22 protein-coding genes are annotated in these 22,189 nt (G+C 71.7%); 19 read left to right on the top strand and 3 right to left on the bottom strand.

Going from position 1 to position 22,189, the window contains the following annotated elements; genetic code table 11:
• The first annotated feature begins 279 nt into the window (after positions 1-279).
• From secY to truA, 11 genes are all read left to right on the top strand, one after another.
• A complete protein-coding gene (secY, locus tag AB1460_RS00300) occupies positions 280-1,572 on the top strand; it encodes a preprotein translocase subunit SecY (RefSeq protein WP_368958502.1) in 1,293 nt (430 codons plus the stop codon).
• Complete coding sequence (locus tag AB1460_RS00295) at positions 1,572-2,225, top strand: adenylate kinase (protein WP_018638458.1); 654 nt, start codon at positions 1,572-1,574, stop codon at positions 2,223-2,225. Before secY ends, AB1460_RS00295 begins: the two co-directional genes overlap by 1 nt.
• A gap of 263 nt (positions 2,226-2,488) precedes the next feature.
• A complete protein-coding gene (gene map, locus AB1460_RS00290; RefSeq protein WP_368958501.1) occupies positions 2,489-3,331 on the top strand; it encodes a type I methionyl aminopeptidase in 843 nt (280 codons plus the stop codon).
• A 216-nt stretch (positions 3,332-3,547) separates the two neighbouring features.
• Entirely contained in the window at positions 3,548-3,769 is a 222-nt protein-coding gene (gene infA / locus AB1460_RS00285; RefSeq protein WP_006541558.1) for a translation initiation factor IF-1, read from the top strand.
• 55 nt (positions 3,770-3,824) lie between these two features.
• Positions 3,825-3,938 carry a 50S ribosomal protein L36 gene (gene rpmJ / locus AB1460_RS00280; RefSeq protein WP_003956441.1) on the top strand — a complete coding sequence of 38 codons (114 nt, stop codon included), beginning with the start codon at positions 3,825-3,827 and terminating at the stop codon, positions 3,936-3,938.
• 218 nt (positions 3,939-4,156) lie between these two features.
• Positions 4,157-4,537, top strand: a complete 381-nt coding sequence (gene rpsM / locus AB1460_RS00275; protein ID WP_018638456.1) for a 30S ribosomal protein S13 — start codon at positions 4,157-4,159, stop codon at positions 4,535-4,537.
• 78 nt (positions 4,538-4,615) lie between these two features.
• A complete protein-coding gene (gene rpsK / locus AB1460_RS00270; protein ID WP_018638455.1) occupies positions 4,616-5,020 on the top strand; it encodes a 30S ribosomal protein S11 in 405 nt (134 codons plus the stop codon).
• A gap of 35 nt (positions 5,021-5,055) precedes the next feature.
• On the top strand, positions 5,056-5,685 hold the full coding sequence (rpsD, locus tag AB1460_RS00265) for a 30S ribosomal protein S4 (RefSeq protein ID WP_018638454.1): 630 nt from the start codon (positions 5,056-5,058) through the stop codon (positions 5,683-5,685).
• Between the two features lie 181 nt (positions 5,686-5,866).
• On the top strand, positions 5,867-6,916 hold the full coding sequence (locus AB1460_RS00260; RefSeq protein ID WP_071083883.1) for a DNA-directed RNA polymerase subunit alpha: 1,050 nt from the start codon (positions 5,867-5,869) through the stop codon (positions 6,914-6,916).
• 120 nt (positions 6,917-7,036) lie between these two features.
• Positions 7,037-7,672: a 50S ribosomal protein L17 gene (gene rplQ / locus AB1460_RS00255; protein ID WP_368958500.1), complete on the top strand. Its 636-nt coding sequence runs from the start codon at positions 7,037-7,039 to the stop codon at positions 7,670-7,672.
• Positions 7,673-7,914: 242 nt separating this feature from the next.
• Positions 7,915-8,775, top strand: a complete 861-nt coding sequence (gene truA / locus AB1460_RS00250; RefSeq protein WP_368958499.1) for a tRNA pseudouridine(38-40) synthase TruA — start codon at positions 7,915-7,917, stop codon at positions 8,773-8,775.
• A gap of 63 nt (positions 8,776-8,838) precedes the next feature.
• On the opposite strand, the gene AB1460_RS00245 is transcribed toward truA, so the two are convergent.
• Positions 8,839-10,401, bottom strand: coding sequence for a hypothetical protein (locus AB1460_RS00245; protein ID WP_368958498.1), 1,563 nt, complete (start codon positions 10,399-10,401; stop codon positions 8,839-8,841).
• 636 nt (positions 10,402-11,037) lie between these two features.
• On the opposite strand from AB1460_RS00245, the gene rplM reads away from it, so the two are divergent.
• The 4 genes from rplM (at position 11,038) to glmS (ending at position 15,677) form a co-directional block, all read left to right on the top strand.
• Complete coding sequence (gene rplM, locus AB1460_RS00240; protein ID WP_368958497.1) at positions 11,038-11,481, top strand: 50S ribosomal protein L13; 444 nt, start codon at positions 11,038-11,040, stop codon at positions 11,479-11,481.
• A 132-nt stretch (positions 11,482-11,613) separates the two neighbouring features.
• Entirely contained in the window at positions 11,614-12,021 is a 408-nt protein-coding gene (rpsI, locus tag AB1460_RS00235) for a 30S ribosomal protein S9 (protein WP_018638448.1), read from the top strand.
• A gap of 141 nt (positions 12,022-12,162) precedes the next feature.
• The gene (gene glmM / locus AB1460_RS00230; RefSeq protein ID WP_368958496.1) at positions 12,163-13,569 is read left to right on the top strand and encodes a phosphoglucosamine mutase; all 1,407 of its coding nucleotides are present in this window, start codon (positions 12,163-12,165) and stop codon (positions 13,567-13,569) included.
• A gap of 122 nt (positions 13,570-13,691) precedes the next feature.
• A complete protein-coding gene (gene glmS / locus AB1460_RS00225; protein WP_368958495.1) occupies positions 13,692-15,677 on the top strand; it encodes a glutamine--fructose-6-phosphate transaminase (isomerizing) in 1,986 nt (661 codons plus the stop codon).
• 91 nt (positions 15,678-15,768) lie between these two features.
• Here the strand turns inward: glmS and AB1460_RS00220 are convergent, their stop codons facing one another.
• The gene (locus tag AB1460_RS00220; RefSeq protein WP_368958494.1) at positions 15,769-16,680 is read right to left on the bottom strand and encodes a PadR family transcriptional regulator; all 912 of its coding nucleotides are present in this window, start codon (positions 16,678-16,680) and stop codon (positions 15,769-15,771) included.
• Positions 16,681-16,808: 128 nt separating this feature from the next.
• Here AB1460_RS00220 and AB1460_RS00215 point away from each other — a divergent pair, with 128 nt between their 5' ends.
• From AB1460_RS00215 to alr, 3 genes are all read left to right on the top strand, one after another.
• Complete coding sequence (locus AB1460_RS00215; protein ID WP_368958493.1) at positions 16,809-17,354, top strand: SWIM zinc finger family protein; 546 nt, start codon at positions 16,809-16,811, stop codon at positions 17,352-17,354.
• Positions 17,355-17,452: 98 nt separating this feature from the next.
• Positions 17,453-19,030, top strand: a complete 1,578-nt coding sequence (locus AB1460_RS00210) for an NAD(P)H-hydrate dehydratase (RefSeq protein ID WP_368958492.1) — start codon at positions 17,453-17,455, stop codon at positions 19,028-19,030.
• Positions 19,027-20,160 (top strand): alanine racemase, encoded by a 1,134-nt coding sequence (alr, locus tag AB1460_RS00205; RefSeq protein WP_368958491.1) that lies wholly within the window; start codon positions 19,027-19,029, stop codon positions 20,158-20,160. The genes AB1460_RS00210 and alr overlap by 4 nt, the downstream gene beginning before the upstream one ends.
• A 65-nt stretch (positions 20,161-20,225) precedes the next feature.
• Here the strand turns inward: alr and AB1460_RS00200 are convergent, their stop codons facing one another.
• Positions 20,226-20,561 (bottom strand): hypothetical protein, encoded by a 336-nt coding sequence (locus AB1460_RS00200; protein WP_420497145.1) that lies wholly within the window; start codon positions 20,559-20,561, stop codon positions 20,226-20,228.
• 377 nt (positions 20,562-20,938) lie between these two features.
• On the opposite strand from AB1460_RS00200, the gene AB1460_RS00195 reads away from it, so the two are divergent.
• Complete coding sequence (locus AB1460_RS00195; RefSeq protein WP_368958489.1) at positions 20,939-22,177, top strand: alpha/beta fold hydrolase; 1,239 nt, start codon at positions 20,939-20,941, stop codon at positions 22,175-22,177.
• Positions 22,178-22,189: the final 12 nt, after the last annotated feature.

Genomic DNA, 22,189 nt, shown 5'->3' with positions numbered 1-22,189 from the left:
ACCGGTGGACGACTGTCGTCGCCGAGTTCGGCCGTGGTTGCTGGCACCTGTGCGGGACGTCTGACACTCTGGGGGTGGTCCGCCCGAACACCGGCGGCGCCACCCCGCCGCTCCACCTGCCCGGTACACCAGTGCCTACCGCGCGTGATGTCCGGACGAGTAAGCCTCAGGTGCTGTTAGAGTCGCCTCACCGCGTACGGTCCGGCTTCGAGGGCCGGCGGGGATCCGTACCAAACACCGCGCCTGTCCCGTCAGCCGTATGGATCAGCAGGAGGAGTCGTGCTCACCGCCTTCACGCGGGCCTTCCGCACGCCCGACCTGCGGAAGAAACTGCTCTTCACTCTGGGCGTGGTCGTCCTGTTCCGCCTGGGCAGCGTCATGCCGTCGCCCGGCGTCTCCACGGCTGCGGTGAACGCGTGTCTCGACTCGGCGAGTGAGGACAGCAACAACGTCTACTCGCTGATCAACCTCTTCAGCGGTGGCGCGCTCCTGCAGCTGTCGGTGTTCGCGCTCGGCATCATGCCGTACATCACGTCGAGCATCATCATTCAGCTTCTCGTGGTGGTCATCCCGCGACTGGAACAGCTGAAGAAGGAAGGTAGTGCGGGTGAGCAGAAGCTCACTCAGTACACCCGATATCTGACGATCGCACTGGGAGTCCTGCAGGCCACCGGCATCGTCGCTCTTGCGCGCAGCGGCCGGCTCTTTCCCGGCTGTACCGCCGCGATTATCCCGGACACGAGCCTCTTCCGGATCACCACCATCGTGATCACGATGACCGCGGGGACCGCCGTCATCATGTGGATGGGTGAGCTGATCACGGCTCGGGGTGTCGGTAACGGCATGTCGCTGCTGATCTTCACCTCGATCGCGGCTCAGCTCCCCTCGCAGGGCGGCCGCATCCTGCAGGTCGCCGGCGGGGTCGTCTTCAGCCTGGTGATCCTGCTGGGCCTGGCGATCCTGGTGTTCGTCATCTTCGTCGAGCAGTCGCAGCGCCGTATCCCGGTCCAGTACGCCAAGCGGCTCATCGGCCGCCGGATGTACGGCGGGACGTCGACCTATCTGCCGATCAAGGTGAACCAGGCCGGCATCATCCCGGTCATCTTCGCCTCGTCACTGCTCCAGCTCCCGCAGCTGCTGGGCCAGGTGTGGAGCAACGCGACATTCCAGGACTTCGAACAGCGCTATCTCTCCCGAGGTGACCACCCGCTCTATCTGGCGGCCTACTTCGCGATGATCATTTTCTTCACGTACTTCTATGTCGCGATCACCTTCAACCCGACGGAGGTGGCCGACAACATGAAGAAGTACGGCGGGTTCATCCCGGGGATCCGGCCCGGCCGTCCCACAGCCGAGTACCTGGACCACGTGCTGTCCCGCATCACCCTCCCTGGCTCGTTGTTCCTGGGGGTCATCACGGTGTTGCCGTTGGCGCTTCTCAACCTGACCAAGGACCAGCCCTTCCCGTTTGCTGGTACATCGGTGCTGATCATGGTGGGAGTGGGGCTGGAGACCGTGAAACAGATTGAAAGCCAGCTCATGCTGCGCAACTACGAAGGTTTCCTCCGGTAGTGCGCCTCGTACTGGTAGGACCGCCCGGAGCAGGTAAGGGGACGCAGGCCGCCTTCATCGCCCAGGCGCGGTCCATTCCGAAGATCTCCACCGGTGACATCTTCCGGGCGAACGTCCGCGAAGGCACCGAGTTGGGCGTCAAGGCGAAAACCTACATGGATGCCGGTGACCTCGTTCCCGACGAGATAACCATCGGCATGGTGCGCAACCGGCTCGCCGAGGACGACGCGGTCAAGGGCTTCCTGCTCGACGGCTTCCCTCGCAACGTCCCGCAGGCGGAGGTGCTCGGCGGCATGCTCGACGCGCTGAGCACGCGGCTGGATGTCGTGCTCGAGCTGGTCGTGGATGACGACGAGGTGGTCCGTCGGCTCTCCGGCCGCCGGACCTGCCGCAGCTGTGGCCACATCTGGCACCTCGACTTCGATCCGCCGCGCGTCGAGGACGTCTGCGACCGCTGTTCGGGCGAGCTGTTCCAGCGCGACGACGACCGCTCCGAGACCGTCCGCCACCGTCTGGAGGTGTACGCGGAGCAGACCTCTCCGCTTGTCGCCTACTACGCGGCCAAGGGCATCCTCATCGGTATCGACGCCACCGGACCGGTGGACAACGTGACCGACCGGGCGCTGGACGCGCTGCGCCACTACGGCGACTGAGACCGGGCGGTCAGTGGCGGGCGGCGTGCGCTCGCGCCGGTTGCTGACCCCCTGCCGGCGCGAGGCGCCGCGGTGACCTCCCTGGACGAGAGTCGTTCCAGGAGCCGAGTGGTTGGGCACGTGTTCATCGACCCTGCGTCGGGCAGCTATCGTCGACGAGGCGGAAGTGCCCTGGGCTCGGTGTTCCGGACGCGTGCCCCTGTCCGGTAACCACACCGGGCACCTGCGCGGGCGAAAACTACTGAGGACGGGACCGAACCAGCGTGGCACGTCGAGAGCATGTCCAGATCAAGACGGCAGCTGAGATCGCCAGGATGCGGGTGGCCGGGCTGCTCGTCGCGAAGACCCTGGCCAAGCTGCGGGAGGCGGTTGCGCCCGGCGTGACCACCGCGGACCTGGACGCGCTCGCGGAGAAGACGATCCGCGATGACGGCGGCATCCCGTCCTTCAAGGGCTACGCCCATCCTCCGTACCCCGCGTCGATCTGCAGCTCGGTGAACAACGAGGTGGTGCACGCGATCCCCAGCCGGCGCCGGGTGCTGCGTGAGGGCGACATCATCTCCATCGACTGCGGCGCGATCGTCGAGGGCTGGCACGGTGACGCCGCGATCACCGTCCCGGTGGGCGAGGTCCCGCAGGAGGTCCTCGACATGCTGCGGGTCTGCGACGAGGCGCTGTGGCGCGGCTTGGCGGCGGCCCAGCTCGGTGGCCGGCTGACCGACATCAGCAGCGCGGTGGAGCGGCACATCACGCCGCACGGCTACGGCATCGTGGACCACTACGGAGGTCACGGGATCGGCTCCGAGATGCACCAGCCTCCGCACGTGCTGAACTACGGGCGGCCTGGCCGCGGCCTGAAGCTGGTCGAGGGCGTCGCACTTGCCATCGAGCCGATGATCACCCTGGGCTCGGCGGAGACTGTCGTGCTTGCGGACGAGTGGACGGTCGCGACGAAGGACGGCTCGCTCGCGGCCCACACCGAGCACTCGGTGGCCGTGACTCCGCGCGGTCCCTGGGTCCTCACCGAGCCGGATGGCGGAGTCGCGCGGTTTGCCGAGCTCGGAGTGGTCTGCGGGCAGCCCGCGGACGCGCCGTCCGCCCCGTGAGGATGCGTGCCGTGAGGATGCGCAAGGCCCCTGTTGGCCCTTGACGGAGCCGGCACGTACACTCATGAGTTGACGGTCTCCAGCGTCGTCGGGCATGGCCTTTGAGGTGGTGTTCGGTGCGGTGGTGTTGCGTGAGCGCCCTGCCAGGGCTGTGTGGGTGCCCGCCATGCGCGTCCGGGCCGTCATCCCAGCGTCGACGTCAGGACAGCGGAGGACATGCCGAAGAAGGACGGGGCCATCGAGATCGAGGGCCGAGTGGTGGAGCCGCTCCCGAACGCCATGTTCCGGGTGGAGCTCCAGAACGGTCATCGAGTGCTCGCCCACATCAGTGGCAAGATGCGTCAGCACTACATCCGGATCCTCCCCGAGGACCGCGTGGTGGTGGAGCTCTCGCCCTACGACCTGTCCCGCGGTCGCATCGTCTACCGCTACAAGTAGTCGTCATCCCATCAGCGAGCGCGGCCCACGGCTGCGTGTGGAGGTTCGTGCGGCCGTGAAGGTCAAGCCGAGCGTGAAGAAGATCTGCGACAAGTGCAAGGTGATCCGCCGTCACGGGCGTGTCATGGTCATCTGCGACAACCTGCGTCACAAGCAGCGCCAGGGCTGATGACGGGTGGCGGGCTGTAGGCCCGCCGCCGACCCGGCGGGCCGATGGCCCGCCGTCAGGAGCGACGCCAGACCGCGTCCAGCGGTTCCACCCCCGGTCGGAGGCCGGGGCCTCGTCTGTTATCGGGTCGACGTCCGCCGTGAGGGTGGGCTCGTCGCCGGGCAGGGCGGGGGCGGTGTCGTCCGAGACCTCCGGATGCAGGAAGGAACCACCGTTTCATGGCACGCCTGTCCGGCGTCGACCTTCCCCGCGAGAAGCGGGTCGAGATCGCGCTGACCTACATCTTCGGGATCGGCCGCAGCCGCTCTCGGGACACCCTCGCCGCCACCGGCGTCAACCCCGACACCCGGGTCCGTGACCTCACCGACGAAGAGGTCCAGAAGCTCCGGGAGTGGATCGACGCCAACTACCGCGTCGAGGGCGATCTCAACCGTGAGATCAAGCAGGACATTCGCCGCAAGATGGAGATCGGCTGCTACCAGGGTCTCCGTCACCGCCGCAACCTTCCGGTCCACGGCCAGCGCACGCACACCAACGCGCGCACCCGCAAGGGCCCGCGCCGTGCCATCGCCGGGAAGAAGAAGGCCGGCAAGAAGTAGTCATCGGCTCCGCCCGGGCCACGCGTACCCGGGCGCCGACCGCTGACCGACGACCTCACAGACGGAGACCACGGGTTTATGCCTCCCAAGACACGCACTGCCGGCGTCAAGAAGGTCCGGCGCAAAGAAAAGAAGAACGTCGCCCACGGGCACGCTCACATCAAGAGCACGTTCAACAACACGATCGTCTCGATCACCGACCCGAGCGGGAACGTGATCTCCTGGGCCTCGGCCGGGCACGTCGGCTTCAAGGGCTCCCGTAAGTCGACCCCGTACGCCGCGCAGATGGCCGCCGAGAACGCGGCCCGCAAGGCGCAGGAGCACGGGATGCGTAAGGTCGATGTCTTCGTCAAGGGCCCCGGCTCCGGTCGGGAGACGGCGATCCGCTCGCTGCAGGCCGCCGGCCTCGAGGTCGGCGCCATCCAGGACGTCACGCCCACCCCGCACAACGGCTGCCGCCCGCCGAAGCGTCGCCGGGTCTGAAGTCCGCGCCAGGGATACGAGAGAGAAGGACTAGCATGGCCCGTTACACCGGCGCGGACTGCAAGCGTTGCCGCCGCGAGAAGACGAAGCTGTTCCTCAAGGGCAGCAAGTGCGAGACCCCGAAGTGCCCGATCGAGATCCGGCCCTACCCGCCGGGCGAGCACGGCCGGGGCCGCACGAAGGACTCCGAGTACCTGCTGCAGAAGCGCGAGAAGCAGAAGTGCGCGCGTATCTACGGCATCCTCGAGAAGCAGTTCCGGGGCTACTACGACGAGGCGAACCGCCGCGCCGGCAAGACCGGTGACGAGCTGCTGAAGATCCTCGAGTCGCGCCTGGACAACGTGGTCTACCGGGGTGGCTTCGCGCCGTCCCGGGACGCCGCCCGCCAGGCGGTCCGGCACGGTCACGTGCAGGTCAACGGCCGCAAGGTCGACATCCCGAGCTACCGGGTCACCGAGAACGACATCGTGGAGATCGCGCCGAAGTCGCGCGAGCTCACCCCGTTCATCGTGGCCCGCGAGACCGCGGGGACCGGCCGCACCGTTCCGCCGTGGATCGAGGCGATCCCGAGCCAGATGCGCCTGCTCGTCCACTCGCTGCCCGCTCGCCAGGTGATCGACACCCAGGTGCAGGAGCAGCTGATCGTCGAGCTCTACTCGAAGTAGTCGTTTCCCGGCTGCCGGCCACGCCGGCCGGCAGCCGGTTTCACCAGTGGCGTGCCGGGCCGGATCGTGGCTCGGCGTACTGTTGGGGGTACAGGGATGGACGGATGTCTCTGTGTCGGCCCCGCGTTCCGGGGCATTCACGGCGTCATATGGCGGTCGCCGTGTGCGGAAGGAAGATCTCATGCTGATCGCTCAGCGTCCCACCCTCGCCGAGGACCCGATCACCGAGTTCCGGTCGCGTTTCGTGATCGAGCCGCTCGAGCCGGGCTTCGGCTACACCCTCGGCAACTCGCTGCGCCGCACCCTGCTGTCGTCGATTCCGGGCGCGGCCGTGACGAGCATCCGGGTGGACGGCGTCCTCCACGAGTTCTCCACGGTTCCCGGGGTCAAGGAGGACGTGACCGACCTGATCCTGAACCTCAAGGAACTGGTCGTCAGCTCCGACAACGACGAGCCGACCGTGATGTACCTGCGCAAGCAGGGCCCCGGTGAGGTCACCGCGGCGGACATCGCGCCCCCGGCCGGCGTCGAGGTGCACAACCCCGACCTGCACCTTGCGACCCTCAACGACAAGGGCAAGCTCGAGATCGAGCTGACCGTCGAGCGGGGCCGCGGCTACGTGAGCGCCGCGCAGAACAAGCAGCCCGGCCAGGAGATCGGCCGTATCCCGATCGACTCCATCTACTCGCCGGTGCTGAAGGTGACCTACAAGGTCGAGGCAACCCGTGTCGAGCAGCGGACGGACTTCGACCGGCTGATCGTCGACGTCGAGACGAAGCAGTCGATCTCGCCGCGGGACGCGATGGCCAGCGCGGGCAAGACCCTCGTCGGCCTCTTCGGCCTGGCCCAGGAGCTCAACGCCGAGGCGGAGGGTGTCGACATCGGCCCGTCCGCGGCGGACGCGGCCCTGGCCGCCGACCTGGCGCTGCCGATCGAGGAGATGGACCTGACCGTCCGCTCCTACAACTGCCTCAAGCGCGAGGGCATCCACACCATCGGTGAGCTGGTGTCCCGCAGCGAGGCCGATCTGCTCGACATCCGCAACTTCGGGCAGAAGTCGATCGACGAGGTCAAGACCAAGCTGGGTGCCATGGGCCTGCAGCTCAAGGACTCCCCGCCCGGGTTCGACCCGCGTCAGGCGGTCGACACCTACGGCACCGACACGTACAACCCGTCGTTCTCCGACCCGTCCGACGACGGTCGCGAGTTCGTCGAGACCGAACAGTACTGATCCGACCGTGTGGCCCGGGCCCCCGGATGACCGGGGGCCCGAGGCGCACGTCTACCGGGGGCCCAGCCGTGCTTCCCGGCAGCGCCCGGAGAACAGCGAGAGGAACGAGGAGCACCCATCATGCCCACGCCAACCAAGGGCGCCCGGCTCGGCGGCAGCCCCGCACATGAGCGGCTGCTGCTGGCCAACCTCGCCACCGCGCTGTTCGAGCACGGTGGCATCACGACCACTGAGGCGAAGGCGCGCAGGCTGCGCCCCTACGCCGAGCGCCTGGTCACCCACGCGAAGCGTGGTGACCTGCACGCGCGGCGGAGGGTGATGCGGGTCGTCCGGAACAACTCGGTCGTGCACACGCTCTTCACCGAGATCGGGCCGCGGTACGCGGACCGTAGCGGTGGTTACACGCGCATCGTGAAGCTGGGCCCGCGCCGCGGCGACGCCGCTCCGATGGCCCGCATCGAGCTCGTCGAGGCACTGACCGTCGGCCAGTCGGCCGTCGCCGAGGCCGAGCGTGCCCGCGGGACGCGGTTCGCCTCCCGCAAGGCGCCGACCGGCGCCACGGCCGAGGCTGCCGACGACCTCCGCAAGGAGTCGCCGACGGCTGCCGGGGTTGCCGCCGAGGCCGAGGCCGCGAAGGCTGCCGACGCCACCAGCGCCGACGCCACCAGCGCCGACGCCACCAGCGCCGACGCCACCAGCGCCGAGGCCGTGAGCAACGAGAACGAGACCGGCGCCGAGACCAAGCCGGAGAGCTGAGCGGTTCCGACTGTCGTGGCGGCCCGGTTCGTGGCCGGCTGCGGAGTCGTTGCATCTGATCGGTCAGGAGCCCGTCGCCCGTGGTGGGGCGGCGGGCTCCTGCGTGTGTGCCCGGAGTTCGCCACGATGGTCCGGGTAGATCCCCCCGTAGTACGAGGGTCCAGGTAGGTCCCCGCGGGGGACGAGGGCCGTGCCGGGCGTCAGGGCTCCGGGACTGCCGTGTTGCGGTGTGGGAGGTCCTGATGGCTGGCCAGATGGCAGTGGTGACCCCGACAGCCCCGATCGAAGGGCTGCTCCGCCTGCGACTGGATCTGTCCTACGACGGCACCCCGTTTGCCGGGTGGGCCCGTCAGCCCGGGCAGCGCACGGTCCAGGGCGACGTCGAGGACGCGCTGATGAGGGTGGCCCGGCTGTCGGCGGTGCGCCTCACCGTCGCGGGTCGCACCGACTCGGGCGTGCACGCCATCGGCCAGGTGGCGCATGTCGACCTTCCTGCTGGTACCCCGGTCGGCGGGCTGGCCCGCCGGCTCAACGGGGTGCTCGACCGCGCGGTCCGCGTCACCGGCCTCGCACCCGCCCCGGCCGGGTTCGACGCCCGCTTCTCGGCGCTGTCCCGCCGGTACGTCTACCGGATCACGGATGCACCCCACGGCGCGGACCCGCTGCGCCGTTTCGACACGCTGGCCTCCCCTCGCCCGCTGGACACCGCCGCGATGGCCCAGGCCGCACTGCTGCTGCTCGGGGAGCATGACTTCGCCGCCTTCTGTCGCCGGCGCGAGGGTGCCACGACGGTGCGGACGCTGCTGCGCCTGGATGTCTCCCGCAGCGCGGGCGGCGTGATCCTGGCCGATGTCGAGGCTGACGCGTTCTGCCATTCGATGGTGCGCGCCCTGGTGGGCGCGCTTGTAGCGGTGGGGGAGGGGCGCCAGCGACCGGAATGGGCCGCCGGTGTGCTCGGCCGAGGTGTGCGCGACCCCGCGGTCACCGTGCTCCCCGCGCACGGCCTGACGCTCGTCGAGGTCCGCTACCCCCCCGACGCGCTGCTGGCCGCCCGCGCCCGGGTGACCCGGGCGGTACGGGTCCCGACGACGTCCTCCGGCTGACCGGACGGCCCGCCGGGGAGCCTGGCGGCCAGAGCCTTTCGTGCGCCAGGGTGCGGGGTCGGCTCAGCGGCCGGCCGGGCTGGTCGCGGGGGAGGAGCCGCCGCCGGCGGTACCGGTCCCACCAGCGACCATGCGCTGGGCGATCGGCTCGACGGCGATCAGCCCCAGGTCGGTGATCGTGTCACGCAGCGCCGGGTCGTCGGGACCGCCCTGGCTGCCGTCGACGTAGGCGAGCTGCGTGAGGATCATGTAGTGCCCGCGGGCGATCGCAGCTCGCCAGGAGTTGTCCCCGGCCGGGCCGAGAATCTGTGCGTTCTCGATCGAGCCCGCGGGGATCGGCAGTGCGGTCACGCCGCCCCGGCCCTGGGCAGCGATCGCCGCGGCGGCCTGCGCGGTGCTCTGTGTGTCCGTGACGAACACCGAGACACCGGCGAGCACCTGCGGGCCGCCCCCGGCCGGCGCTGTCAGGTACAGCGCGCGGACAAGCTGGGTGCACGAGTCGTCGTTGAGGGCGGTGACGAGCTCACCGCTGCGGTCCGGGCAGCCGGACACCAGACTGGAGCCGAGCCGGGTGTACCGGTGGCCCTGGACGGTGATCTCGCGGTCGGGGAAGAACTCGTTCGCCGCCACCGGCCTGGCGTCGGAGGCCGCGCTGTTGATGAAGTTCGGGTCCACCGACGGCGCCGCTGCTGTGGGCGCCGGGGTGCCCGGGGTGCCGTCGCCGCCACCCCGGGCGAGGACGATGACGGCTCCCGCGGCAACCAGGGTGAGCACGAGCGCGGCCGCAACCGCGATCAGCCGCCGCGTGCCCCGCCGCCCCGGAGCCCCCTCCTCGGGAACCTCGAAACGCCTGACGTCTCCGCCGAAACGGGCCCGCCCGCCCGGACGGTTCTCGCCACCCTCCGTAGCTTCGCGGCGGTCGGTGTCGTCACGGTCGGTCTGCTGACGACTCATCGCGACCCGCGTCCTGGCCGGCTTCGCGAGATTCGTCGAACGGGCCCGCGGCTCGCCACCGATCATGCCCGCCCGCGACTGGGCCGCGTCCTCCTCGGGATAGGGCGTGGCGATCGGACCGGTGGGTGGCTCCTGCGGCCCCTGCGCCCCAGCCGGTGTCGCGGCCGGCGTGGCAGCCGACGGCGGCCTGCCGGCAGATGCCTGGCCTACGGCCGGGGCCTCGGGACGTGGTGCCAGGACCGGAAGCGGGCTGGTCGCGGTGCGCAGGTGGAAGGAGAAGCCTCCGGTCTGCTCGGGACCGAGCTCCGCCGGAGAAATCTGGCCACCCGCGCCGACCGCCTGGCCCCGGTCACCCTGCCAGCCGGGCGAGTGGGCACCGTCGGCGGCGGCGGCGCCGCCGTGCGTGCCGGGCCCGGGCAGCGGGCCGGTCGGCAGGTGGCCGGCGATCGGATAGCCGCCCTGCTGGTGGCCGGCGAGCGGGTAGGCGCCGGTGGCGTAGGTGGGGAGCGGACCGAACAGCGGATCCTCGACCGGCGGGGTCCATCCGCCGGCCGGCGGTTCCTCGGCCGGACCGGCCGAGCTGCCAGGACCCGAGCTGCCAGGACCCTGGTCACCCGAGCCCGAGCCCGACCGGACCTCGAAGGGCAGGTCGTCCGCGGGTTCGGGTGGCATGGGCTCCTCCTCGCTCATCCCACGCCCCGCTGCCGAGATGCCCGCCCCGCCGCGGTGTGCCTGCGGCGAGGTGGTAGCCCACGGTCGGCGCGGTTTGTGGCGCGGTATGTCCTGTCAGGCTTGGCGGAGCGCCTCGCGGCCTGCGGTGAAGGCGACGCGTCCGGATGTCTGCGAGAGAATAACCGAACGCGGCATATGTGCCGGTCAGCCGGCGTGTCGGGGTCGAGGGTCCGGGCTGGACACGCTGGGCGCGCGCCGGCCGGAACAGCGGATCGGGAACAGCGGGTCGGGAGCGGCGGATCGGGTGGTCGGCGTGCCAGGTCCGGGTTGTCGGGGCCGGGCAGGCCTGGTGCCGGGCCGGCCGCGCGGCTCGTCCGTGGGGCGGAGGCGGGACGGCGGGCCCGCCGGTCGCGAGGGCCGTCGGTCCTGCCGCGGCGATCGCCTGGTAACCTCAAAGACTGCTGCGGACCTTCAGCTCCGTGTGGCGGCCTGGTATGGCCAGCTCTGCGCGCTGAGGTCGGCCCCATACCTCTGGCAGTGCATCTCGCCCCGCGGTTCTCCACGTCCCGCTGGGCACCTTGCTGGCGACACACGACGAGGCTCCCCGCGAGTTCGTCCGAACGAGAAGGCAGACCTGTGCGCACGTACCAGCCCAAGCCCGCGGACGTACAGCGCGCGTGGCACGTCATCGATGCCACCGACATCGTGCTCGGTCGGCTGGCCAGCCAGGCTGCCCAGCTCCTGCGCGGCAAGAACAAGCCGTACTTCGCTCCGCACATCGACACGGGCGACTTCGTCATCGTCATCAACGCCGGCAAGGTCGCGATGACGGGCAACAAGCGTGAGCAGGCCCAGTTCCACCGGCACTCGGGCTACCCGGGTGGTCTGCGCAGCACCTCCTACGGCGAGCTGCTCGACACCCGCCCCCACGTGATCGTCGAACGGGCGATCCGTGGGATGCTCCCCCACAACCGGCTCGGCCGGGCGCAGGGCAGCAAGTTGAAGGTGTACGCGGGCCCGACTCACCCGCACCAGGCCCAGCAGCCCGTCCCGTACGAGATCAAGCAGGTCGCGCAGTAGTCGCGGCTCGATGGGCATCCCGAAGCACGCGGATGGGCGCACGGCGTCCCTCCGACTGACGGCCCGACATGACCGATCGAGCCGTTTCGGGTGGCCTCGAGCAATCTGTTTCAGACAAGGAAGGAACGCGACGTGGCTGTCGTGACCGACGCCCAGGGCAATCCCCGAGCCACTGGCCGGCGCAAAGAGGCTGTTGTCCGGGTGCGTCTGCTCCCGGGTACGGGTAAGTGGACCCTCAACGGGCGCACGCTCGAGGAGTACTTCCCCAACAAGGTGCATCAGCAGCTGGTGAACGAGCCGCTGAAGATCCTGGAGAAGGCCGAGTCGTACGACATGGTCGCCCTCCTGCACGGTGGCGGCGTGTCGGGGCAGGCGGGCGCGCTGCGCCTGGCGATCGCCCGCGCGCTGATCATCGCCGAGGAGGAGTCCCGGCCGACCCTGAAGAAGGCCGGCTTCCTGACCCGGGATTCGCGGATCAAGGAGCGGAAGAAGTACGGCCTGAAGAAGGCCCGTAAGGCGCCTCAGTACAGCAAGCGCTGATTCGCCGCCCACCGGTTCGGTGGGTGCGGCCCGGCAGGCCTGGCCTGTCGGGCCGTCAGGCGTGCGATGGTTTTCTGTCGATCTCCGCGCGGCGTGCCAACGGCGCCCGCCGGTGCCGCCGCGACTGCAGGGGAGGCCTCAATGGCGAGGCTTTTCGGTACTGACGGCGTGCGCGGTGTCGCGAACGCCGATCTGACGGCGGAGCAGGCGCTCGCGTTGGCCTCGGCTGCTGTCGAGGAGGTCGCGGGCCAGGGCACGCCGCCCCGGCAGCCCGTGGACGGGGTGCCGGTGGCCCGGTCGGCTTCGGCAGCCGACCACCGCCCGCTGGTCATCGTCGGGCGGGACACGCGGCCGTCGGGGGAGTTCCTGGAGGCCGCGGTCGTCGCCGGCCTCGCCCGGTCCGGGGCGGACGTCGTCCGGGTCGGGGTCGTGCCGACCCCGGCGGTGTCCTACGTGGTCGCTTCGACCGGTGCCGATCTGGGCGTGATGCTCTCGGCCAGCCACAATCCGATGCCCGACAACGGGATCAAGCTGTTCGCGGCCGGCGGTCTCAAACTGCCCGACGAGGTCGAGGACGCGATCGAACGCCGGATGTCCGGCGCGGCTGCCGGCCACCGCCCCGTCGGGGCCGCGGTCGGCCGGGTCCGTGACGACCGCATGCTCGTCGACGGCTACGTCGACCACCTGCTCACCAGCCTGCCTGCCGGCAGGGGGAGCCTGAACGGCCTCAAGGTCGTCGTCGACTGCGCCCAGGGCGCCGCCTTCGACCTCGCTCCGCGGGTGCTGCGCGCCGCCGGCGCCGAGGTCGTTGCGCTGCATGCCGACGGCGACGGGCTGCGCATCAACGACCGCTCCGGGGCGACCCACCTCGACAGCCTGCGGGACGCTGTCCGCCTGCACGGTGCCGACGCGGGCATCGCCCACGACGGCGACGCCGACCGCTGCCTGGCTGTCGACGCGACCGGCGAGATCGTCGATGGCGATCAGATCCTCGCCCTCTGCGCGCTCGCGCTCGCCGAGCGAGGCGAGCTGGCGCACCGCACCGTCGTTGTCACCGTCATGTCGAACCTGGGCTTCCACCACGCGATGCGGGACGCCGGGATCTCCGTGGTCACCACCCCGGTCGGCGATCGTTACGTGCTGGAGGCCATGCGCGCGGGTTCCTACTCGCTGGGCGGGGAGCAGAGTGGGCATGTGCTGTTCCTGCGGCACGCGGGGACGGGTGATGGGCTGCTGACGGCACTGCAGATTCTTGGCCGGATGGCGGAGAAGGGCCAGCCGCTCGACGAGCTGGCGAAGGTGATGACCCGCCTGCCGCAGGTGCTGGTGAACGTGCGTGGGGTGGACCGGGCCCGCGCGGAGACGTCCGACGAACTGCGTGCGGCGGTCGCGGTGGCGGAGGCGGAGCTCGGCGGCGCGGGCCGGGTGCTGCTGCGGCCGTCGGGCACCGAGCCGCTGGTCCGGGTGATGGTCGAGGCACCCACCGACCAGCTCGCCCGCGCGATCGCGGGCAGGCTGGCGGACGTCGTCCAGCGTGCCTTGCGCTGACATGGCCGGCGGCGGGTGAAACACACCCGCTGTGACGGAACGGGCGCGGCTGCGCGCCGACATCTCCGGCATCCGAGTGGTCCGTGCTCAGGACCCGGACCGGACTGCGTACGCTGAGCAACATGTGCGGGATCATTGGGTACGTCGGTGCACAGCCGGCCCTCGAGGTCGTGCTGAGCGGGCTGCGCCGGTTGGAGTACCGCGGCTACGACTCTGCGGGTGTCGCCGTCGTCGGCGCCGGGGTGCTACGCACCGAGCGTCGCGCCGGGCGGCTGGCGAACCTGGAGAAGGTCCTCGACGAGGGCAGTGACGCGATGCCGGGAACGACCGGCATGGGACACACCCGGTGGGCGACGCACGGTGGTCCCACCGACGTGAACGCCCATCCGCACACCGACTGCACCGGCACGGTCGCGGTGATCCACAACGGGATCATCGAGAACTTCGCCGAGCTGCGCACGGAGCTGGAGAACAGCGGCCACGAACTGACCAGCGAGACCGACACCGAGGTCGTCGCACACCTGCTGGAAATCGAGATCGCCCGGTCCCGCGCTGCGTCCGGCAGCACCGGAGGTTCAGCCACCACCGCGGCAGCCGCCGTCGCCGCAGCCGCCGCCACGGCCGGCACGGCGGGCAGCTCCGGCGCCGCGGGCGGTGCTGCCGATACCGGGCCGACCGGGCCGCATCCGTTGACCGAGGCTCTGCGCGCGGTCTGCCGTCGGCTCCAGGGCGCGTTCACCCTCGTCGTCCTGCACCAGGACCATCCTGAGGTCGTCGTCGGCGCGCGGCGCAACAGCCCGCTGGTCGTCGGCCTCGGAGCCGGCGAGGCGTTCCTCGCCAGCGACGTCTCCGCCTTCATCGCGCACACGCGGGAGGCCCTGGAGATCGGGCAGGACCAGGTCGTCGAGGCCCGCCGCGACGGCGTGACCATCTACGACTTCGCCGGCACCCCGATCGAGGGCCGTCGCTACCACGTGGACTGGGACGCGAGCGCCGCCGAGAAGGGCGGCTTCCCCTACTTCATGCTGAAGGAGATCAGCGAGCAGCCGGCTGCGCTCGCCGACACGCTGCGCGGGCGGCTCTCGCCGGAGGGCTCCATCGTCCTGGACGAGGAGCGACTCTCCGACCAGGATTTCCGTGACATCGACAAGGTCTTCATCGTGGCCTGCGGGACGGCGTACCACGCCGGCCTGATCGCCAAGTACGCCATCGAGCACTGGACGCGGCTGCCCTGCGAGGTCGAGATGGCCTCGGAGTTCCGCTACCGCGACCCGGTGCTGGACCGGTCGACGCTGGTGGTCGCGATCAGTCAGAGCGGGGAGACGCTCGACACCCTGATGGCGGTCAAGCACGCCCGGGAGCAGAAGGCGCGCGTCCTGGCGATCTGCAACACCAACGGCTCGACGATCCCGCGTGAGTCGGATGCCGTCCTCTACACCCGCTGTGGTCCCGAGGTGGGCGTCGCCGCGACCAAGACGTTCCTCGGGCAGGTCGCGGCCTGCCTGCTTGTCGGCCTGTTCCTGGCACAGACCCGCGGCGTCCTGTACGGCGACGAGGTCGCGGCCTACGTGGACAGGCTGCAGCGCATGCCGGAGCTGGTGCGGCGCACGCTCGGGACGGTCGAGCCGGTGCGCGAGCTGGCCCGCAGCCTCGCGGGGGCGAAGGCGGTGCTGTTCCTCGGCCGGCATGTCGGCTATCCGGTGGCGCTGGAAGGCGCACTGAAGCTGAAGGAACTGGCCTACATGCACGCCGAGGGCTTCCCCGCCGGCGAGCTGAAGCACGGACCCATCGCGCTCATCGAGCCCGGCCTGCCCGTGGTGGTGGTCGTCCCGTCGCCACGCGGGCGGGCGAACCTGCACGGCAAGATCGTGTCCAACATCCAGGAGGTACGGGCTCGCGGCGCCCGCACCATCGTGATCGCGGAGGAGGGCGACACCGCGGTCGAGCCCTACGCCGATCACCTGATCCGGGTGCCGGCCACCTCATCTCTGCTCGCGCCGCTGGTCACAACGCTGCCGCTGCAGGTGTTCGCCTGCGAGCTGGCGCTGGCGCGCGGCCTGGACGTCGACCAGCCCCGCAACCTGGCCAAGTCCGTCACGGTCGAATAGCCCGCCGCTCCGGCAGGGCCCGGAGCGGCGGCGGGTGCCCCGCTCCGGGCCGTCGGGTCCGGCGTCACCGGGCGGTGGCGCCGGAGTCGGTTCAGCCGAGGTCCTTCGCCGGGCCGCCGGTGGCGCGCGCGTCATCGCCGTTGGCACCCGTGGCACCCGTGGCGCCAGTCGTCCGGCCGGCCTCGTCGTGGCCGCCTTCCGCGGCTTCCTGTGTCGCGGCGGAAGGCTCGAGGTCGCCAGCGAGGATCCGGTACAGGCCCCGGCGGGCCTCGACGAGCAGCTCGCGCGCCGCGGCGATCTGGTCGGTGTCACCGGCCTGGGCGACCTGGATCACGGCGGCACCCACTCCGAACGCGAGGGTGCGCAGTGCGGCGGTGCCGTCGTCGGCCGCGCTCGCCGCCGCGGTCTCCCACGGCTTCGCGGCGCCGGCCCGGGCGGTGACATGGGCCTGGCCCGCCTCGGTGAGGTGGAAGACCCGCCGCCCGTCCCGCTCCTCGGCCCGGACGAGGCCTTCGTCGGCCAGCATCGACAGCACCGGGTAGACGGAGCCGGGACTCGGCCGCCACGTGCCGCCGCTGCGGGCGGCCAGCTCGCCGATCATCTGGTACCCGTGCATGGGCTCCTCGGCGAGCAGGGCGAGCAGGGCCTCGCGGACGTCGCCGCGAGCGACCCGCGCCCCGCGCCCGAAGCCCGGACCCGAGGGAAACCCGCGGCCGAACGGCCAGCCTCCCGGCCCGAACGGCACGTTCTGGCGGCTGCCGCGCCCGCCGCCCCGGCCTCCGCCGCGCCCCGCGGGCCCGCCGTGGCCGTGCTGCCCGTGCTCGCCGTGGCCGTGCTCGCCGTGCATCCGGCTGTGGCGGTCACGGGTGCGGTCGGCACCTCTGGTGGCCTCGGCGAACGCCGCCTGGCGGGCGGCCTCGACCACTCGGGACGGGTCGAAGGGGAAGAACCTGCTCCAACCCTCCCAGCGGGCCTCCCAGTCAGGAAGGGCATGTGAACTCATGGTGATCTCCTTGGATCAAGGTTCGCGTTGCTTTGCGTACGCTCACGATATATCGCGATGGAGCGGTCGGCTAGTCCAACTCGGTCCCTAGCCAGCGCGCTCCCGCGCTGGTTCCGTAGGATTAAGGAATGATCATTTCGGCGTCCGAGGGCGACGGGCACGGCGACGAGGCGGTCACCCCGCTCGAGGCCGCCTTCGAGGAGCGTGCCTGCGCACAGCGGGCGGGCACAGCCGTCTTCATGGAGGGCGTCAGCCTGGCGCTGCTCGGCCGGGTGGAGCAGCTCCGGATCCGTCCCACCAACGCTTCGGGAACTGTCGACGACGACGGCCACCAGCAGGTCCGGCTCGTGGCGGGCGACGAGGGGCCAGGTTCCACCTGTACCTGTACGGACAGTGTCGGCGGCGCCTTCTGCCGGCACGCCGTCGCGGTGGCGCTGGTTGCCACCGGCTCGGCCGGCATGGCCGACGACGAGGAGGACGACGAGGAAGGCAGCACTGAGGACCTCTTCGCCGACGACCCCGTGCACGCGGCGATCAGGGTCTTCCTGAGCCGCGTCCCGCGCGCGGAGCTGGTGGAGACACTGCTCGACGCCGCCGACGAGAGCGAGGCGGTCGCCGACGCTCTGTGGGAGGCCACCGTCGCCTGGCACGGCCGCCAGCACGGGGCGGTCTGACCGGCGGTTCATCTGGCGGTCCGATCCGCCCCGAACCCGCCGGGCGCGCCACGGGGTGGCCGCGGGCGCGCGGGCGGCCGAGCCGGGAGCATGGCGACATGATCGAAGCTCACACCGTGGCCGATGTCCGGGCCGCCGAGGCGCCGCTGCTCGCGGCCCTGCCTCCGGGCGCGCTCATGCAGCGTGCCGTGTCCGGGCTGGTCACCCATGCCGTCGGTCGCCTCGGCCGGGTGTACGGAGCCCGCGTGGTCGTCCTCGCCGGCGGGGGCGACAACGGTGGGGACGCGCTGTGGGCCGGTGCGCGGCTGGCCGCCCGCGGCGCCACCGTGCACGTCCTGGCGCCGGGGCGGACCCATCCGGAGGCGACAGCCGCCCTGCTCGCCGCCGGCGGACGCCTGCACCACACCGGCCCCGGCCCGGCACCGGGCCAGCGGGGCGATCCAGCCCAGGGGACGGGCCCGGGGCTGGGCGGCGACGCGTCCGCCGACCTCCTGGATTCGGCCGACCTCGTCCTGGACGGGCTGCTCGGTATCGGCGGGCGAGGCCCGCTGCGGGAACCACACGCACTGCTGGCCCGGCTGGCACCGCCAGCGCGCACCGTGGCCGTCGACGTCCCCAGCGGCGTCGACGCCGACACCGGCGCGGTGGCGGACGGCGCGGTGCGGGCCAGCAGCACCGTCACCTTCGGCACGTACAAGCGGGGCCTGCTGGTCGGGCCCGGATCCACCCACACGGGGCGGGTCGAGCTGGTCGGCATCGGGCTGGATCTGCCCACCGCCGACCTGCGTGCTCTCGGCGGCGAGGACGTCGCCCGCCTTCTGCCGGTGCCGTCCGCCGCCGACTCGAAGTACTCCCGGGGCGTGCTCGGCCTCGTCGGCGGGAGCGACCGCTACCCCGGCGCGGGCGTGCTGGCCGTCGGTGGCGCTCTCCGGGGTGGCGCAGGCTACCTGCGGGTCATCGCCGAGGAACAGGCCGCCGCCCACATCCGCCGGGCGCATCCCGAAACCGTGGTGACGGTGATCGCGCCCGGCGACGCCGACGCTGCACTGGCCGCCGGCCGCGTGCAGGCATGGGCGATCGGACCGGGGCTCCCCCCGGACGAGGCGACCGGGCGGCTCGTCGCCGCCCTGCTCGACCAGACCGACACCGGCCTGCTCGCTGACGCGGGTGCGCTGCAGCCGCTGGCCGAACTCATCGCCGCCCGGCCCCGCCTGCTGCACGACCGCGCCGGCCCGGGCAGCGGATTTGAGGTCGTCCTCACCCCGCACGAAGGCGAGTTCGCCCGGCTTGTCGCGACGGCCCTGGGCTGGGACGCCGCCGACCTGCCGGCCCGTCTCGCGACGGACCGCCTGGGCACGGTCCGCCAGGCGGCCGCGGAGCTGGGCGCGACCATCCTGCTCAAGGGCAACCGGACCATCGTCGCCGGCTCCGGCGGCGCGGCGTTCGTCAACCTGACCGGGACGCCCTGGCTGGGCACAGCCGGGACCGGGGACGTCCTCACCGGCCTGGCCGGGTCGCTGCTCGCCGCGGGACTGCCGCCGGAGCTCGCCGCCGCGGCAGGCGCCTTCCTGCACGGCTCGGCGGCCGAGCGCGGTCCGCGCCCGCTGGCCGCCGGAGACCTGCCGGCGTTGCTACCGGAGGTGATCGCGGAGCTGCTTGCTAGCGTCAGGGGGTGAGCCTGCCGCATCCGCCGCGCGCCTACGCGGCCATCGAACTGGACGCTGTGCGCGACTCGGTCGCGGCTCTGGTGGCCCGGGCGCGCAACGCCGTCACCATGGCCGTGGTCAAGGCTGACGGCTACGGGCACGGCATGGTGCCCTGCGCCCAGGCTGCGCTGGAGGCGGGCGCCACCTGGCTGGGCACCGCCTTCCTGGAGGAGGCACTGAGCCTGCGCGCCGCCGGGATCACCGCGCCGGTCTTCTCCTGGCTGGCCGGGCCCGGTGAGCGGCTGGCCGCCGGGGTGGCGGCCGACATCGACCTCTCCGCCTCGGCGGGCTGGGCACTCGATGAGCTCGCCGCGGCCGCGCGGCAGGTCGGCCGGCCGGCCCGGGTGCACCTCAAGATCGACACTGGTCTCGGTCGAGCCGGCGCCACCGGGGAGGTCTGGCCGGACCTGTGCGAGTCCGCGGCGGCGCTGGAAGCCGAGGGGCTGCTCGAGGTCGTCGGAGTGTGGAGCCACTTCGCCTTCGCCGACAGCCCGGGCCACCCGACCGTCCAGTCGCAGATCGGGCGGTTCGGTGACGCGGTGGACGCCGCCCGCAAGGCCGGCCTGACCCCACGCCTGCGACACCTCGCGAACTCGGCCGCGACTCTGGTCAGCCCGGAAGCTCACTTCGACATGGTCCGGCCCGGGGTGTCGGTGTACGGGCTGTCGCCTGGTCCCGAGGTCGGCCCGCCCTCGGCCTTCGGCCTGCGCCCGGCGATGACACTGCGCGCCGGCACGGCCCTGGTGAAACGGGTTCCGGAAGGCACCGGCGTCTCCTACGCGCACCGGTACACGACGCGGGCCGAGACCAACCTCGCCGTCATCCCGCTCGGCTACGCGGACGGCATCCCGCGCACGGCGACCAACACCGCCGAGGTGCTGCTCGGTGGGCGCCGCCGTCGGATCGCCGGAACGGTGTGCATGGACCAGTTCGTCGTGGACGTCGGCGTCGACCCGGTCGCCGCCGGGGACGAGGTCGTTCTCTTCGGCCCGGGCGACCACGGCGAGCCGACCGCCGACGACTGGGCGCGTGCACTGGACACCATCAACTACGAGATCGTCACCCGCATCGGCGCCAGGGTGCCGCGCGTCTACGTCTGAGACCCGGCCACGTCCAAGGCCCGGGGGAGCGGCTGACCGGTCAGCCGGTCAGCCCTTCCACCCGTTCAGCAGCCGCAGCCTCCGCTGCCGCAGCCTCCGCCGCCGTCGCCCTCAGCGCCGTGGGAGTGACCGGTGGCGGCGCCGCCGCCGAACATGCCGCGCTCCATCCGGCGGCGTACCGGCTGTGGGTTCGCCGCGCGCTCGGCGGCCTTCTCCAGCTCGGTGCGGGTGGTCAGTGTCAGCATGACCGGCCCGCCGGTCGCGGGCGCCTGCCCGGCCGGTTCTGTGATCCCGAGGTCTCCGCCCAGCTGGTCCAGCTCGTCGAGGTCGTCCTCGACATCGACAGCGCCGCTGTGGACCGGCGACACGGCCGGCCTGCTCTTCCGCCACCGCAGTTTCACGACGCCTCCCCTTGTCGCAACCGCACGGCTCGACCCGTTCAACGCTAGCGGAGGATCCGGACCGGGTCCCGGTGGATCTCCGGGAGCCCCTGTCGGTTATCCGCCTGTGCCCGCGCCCACGGGTGCCCTCCGGCCGTCCCTGCGGTGGTCAGTGGTCCCTGGCGTGGCCCACCGCGGTGAGGACGGGCCGGTCACCGGGCTGCCGCCGAGGGCGTCCTGCCCGCCACGGTGGCACCATCGGGCATTATCGGTATGTCGCGCGCCTTTTGGCGACCGTTGTCCTTTCGGTGCCCACCGTCATCTCGGTGGGGATCGGTGGGGACTGGATTGGCCGCTCGGCAGGAACAGGAACGCTCGGCAGGAAGAGGTGGCTGGCGATGGCGGGTGCTCCATCCGTGGGTGGCGCTGCTCGCGCCGTCGCCCGGGCTGCCGGCACGGTGGTGGGCTCGCAGGCAGCCCGGCGTGGCGGCACCGTCGGCCTGGTCGGGGCGGTCGTCGCCGCGGGCCTGATCGCCGAACGCCGCGTCGTGCGGCGCCACCGCGACCTGCCTGATCTGCCGGCTGAGGAGGGCGTCGGCCCGATCGGCGGGCGTGTCTCGACGGTCGTCACCACGGCGGACGCGGTCCCGCTGTACGTGGAGGAGACCGCGCAGGAGCCCGGCCCGGCACCGGGCACCGCTGCCGGCGACGGCGCGGCCACTCCGACTCTGGTCTTCGTGCACGGCTTCTGCGTCAACGGCGACTCGTGGGTGTTCCAGTACCGCGCCCTGCGGGATCTGGGGCCGATGGTCTTCTACGACCAGCGGGCGCACGGGCGCTCCGGCCCCTCCGAGGCGGGGAACTGCACGATCGACCAGCTTGCCGCCGACCTCCACCAGGTGCTGGCCGAGCGGGTTCCCGAGGGGCCGATCGTGCTGGTCGGCCACTCGATGGGCGGCATGACGATCATCGCCCTGGCGGGGACCCACCCGGAGCTGTTCCGGGACAGGGTCGCCGGTGTGGTGCTCCTGTCGACCAGTGCGGGGGACCTGGCCCGGTTGACTCTGGGCCTGCCGGCGGTGATCACGAGTGGGGTGCGCCGGGTCCTGCCGACCCTGACGGTCGGGATGCAGCGTGCGCCGTCACTGTTCGAGCGGGCCCGCCGCCGCGGCAGCGACTTCTCCTGGGAGATCACCCGGCGGATCGCCTTCGGAGGGAGCGATGTGCCACCGTCCGTGGTCTCCTTTCTGGAGACCATGGTGGGGGACACGCCGATCCCGGTGATGGCCGCGTTCATGTCGACGCTGCTCGACCATGACAAGGTGAGCGCCGTGGCCGGCCTGCGGGACGTTCCGACGATGATCCTCGTCGGCGACGGTGACCTCATGACGCCGATCGAGCACAGCCGCGAGCTCGCCGAGCTCCTGCCCGACGCCGAGCTGCGGGTCGAGGCCGGAGCCGGCCACGCGGTCATGCTCGAGCGTCCGGCTGCGACGAACGCCGCGATCCGCGACCTCGTTGCGCGTGCCAGGCCCCGCGGGCGCCGGAGCGGCAGCGCCGGGCCGCGTCGTATCGCCGCCCCTTCGGCCACCCAGCCAACCCAGCCCACCTCGTCGGCCCAGTCGGCCCCGTCATGAACCGGGCGGACA

The organism is Parafrankia sp. FMc2 (genome assembly GCF_041008525.1).
Classification (GTDB): domain Bacteria; phylum Actinomycetota; class Actinomycetes; order Frankiales; family Frankiaceae; genus Parafrankia.
Note: the sequence above shows the minus strand (reverse complement) of the source record. Positions and strands in the feature narration are given on the sequence as shown.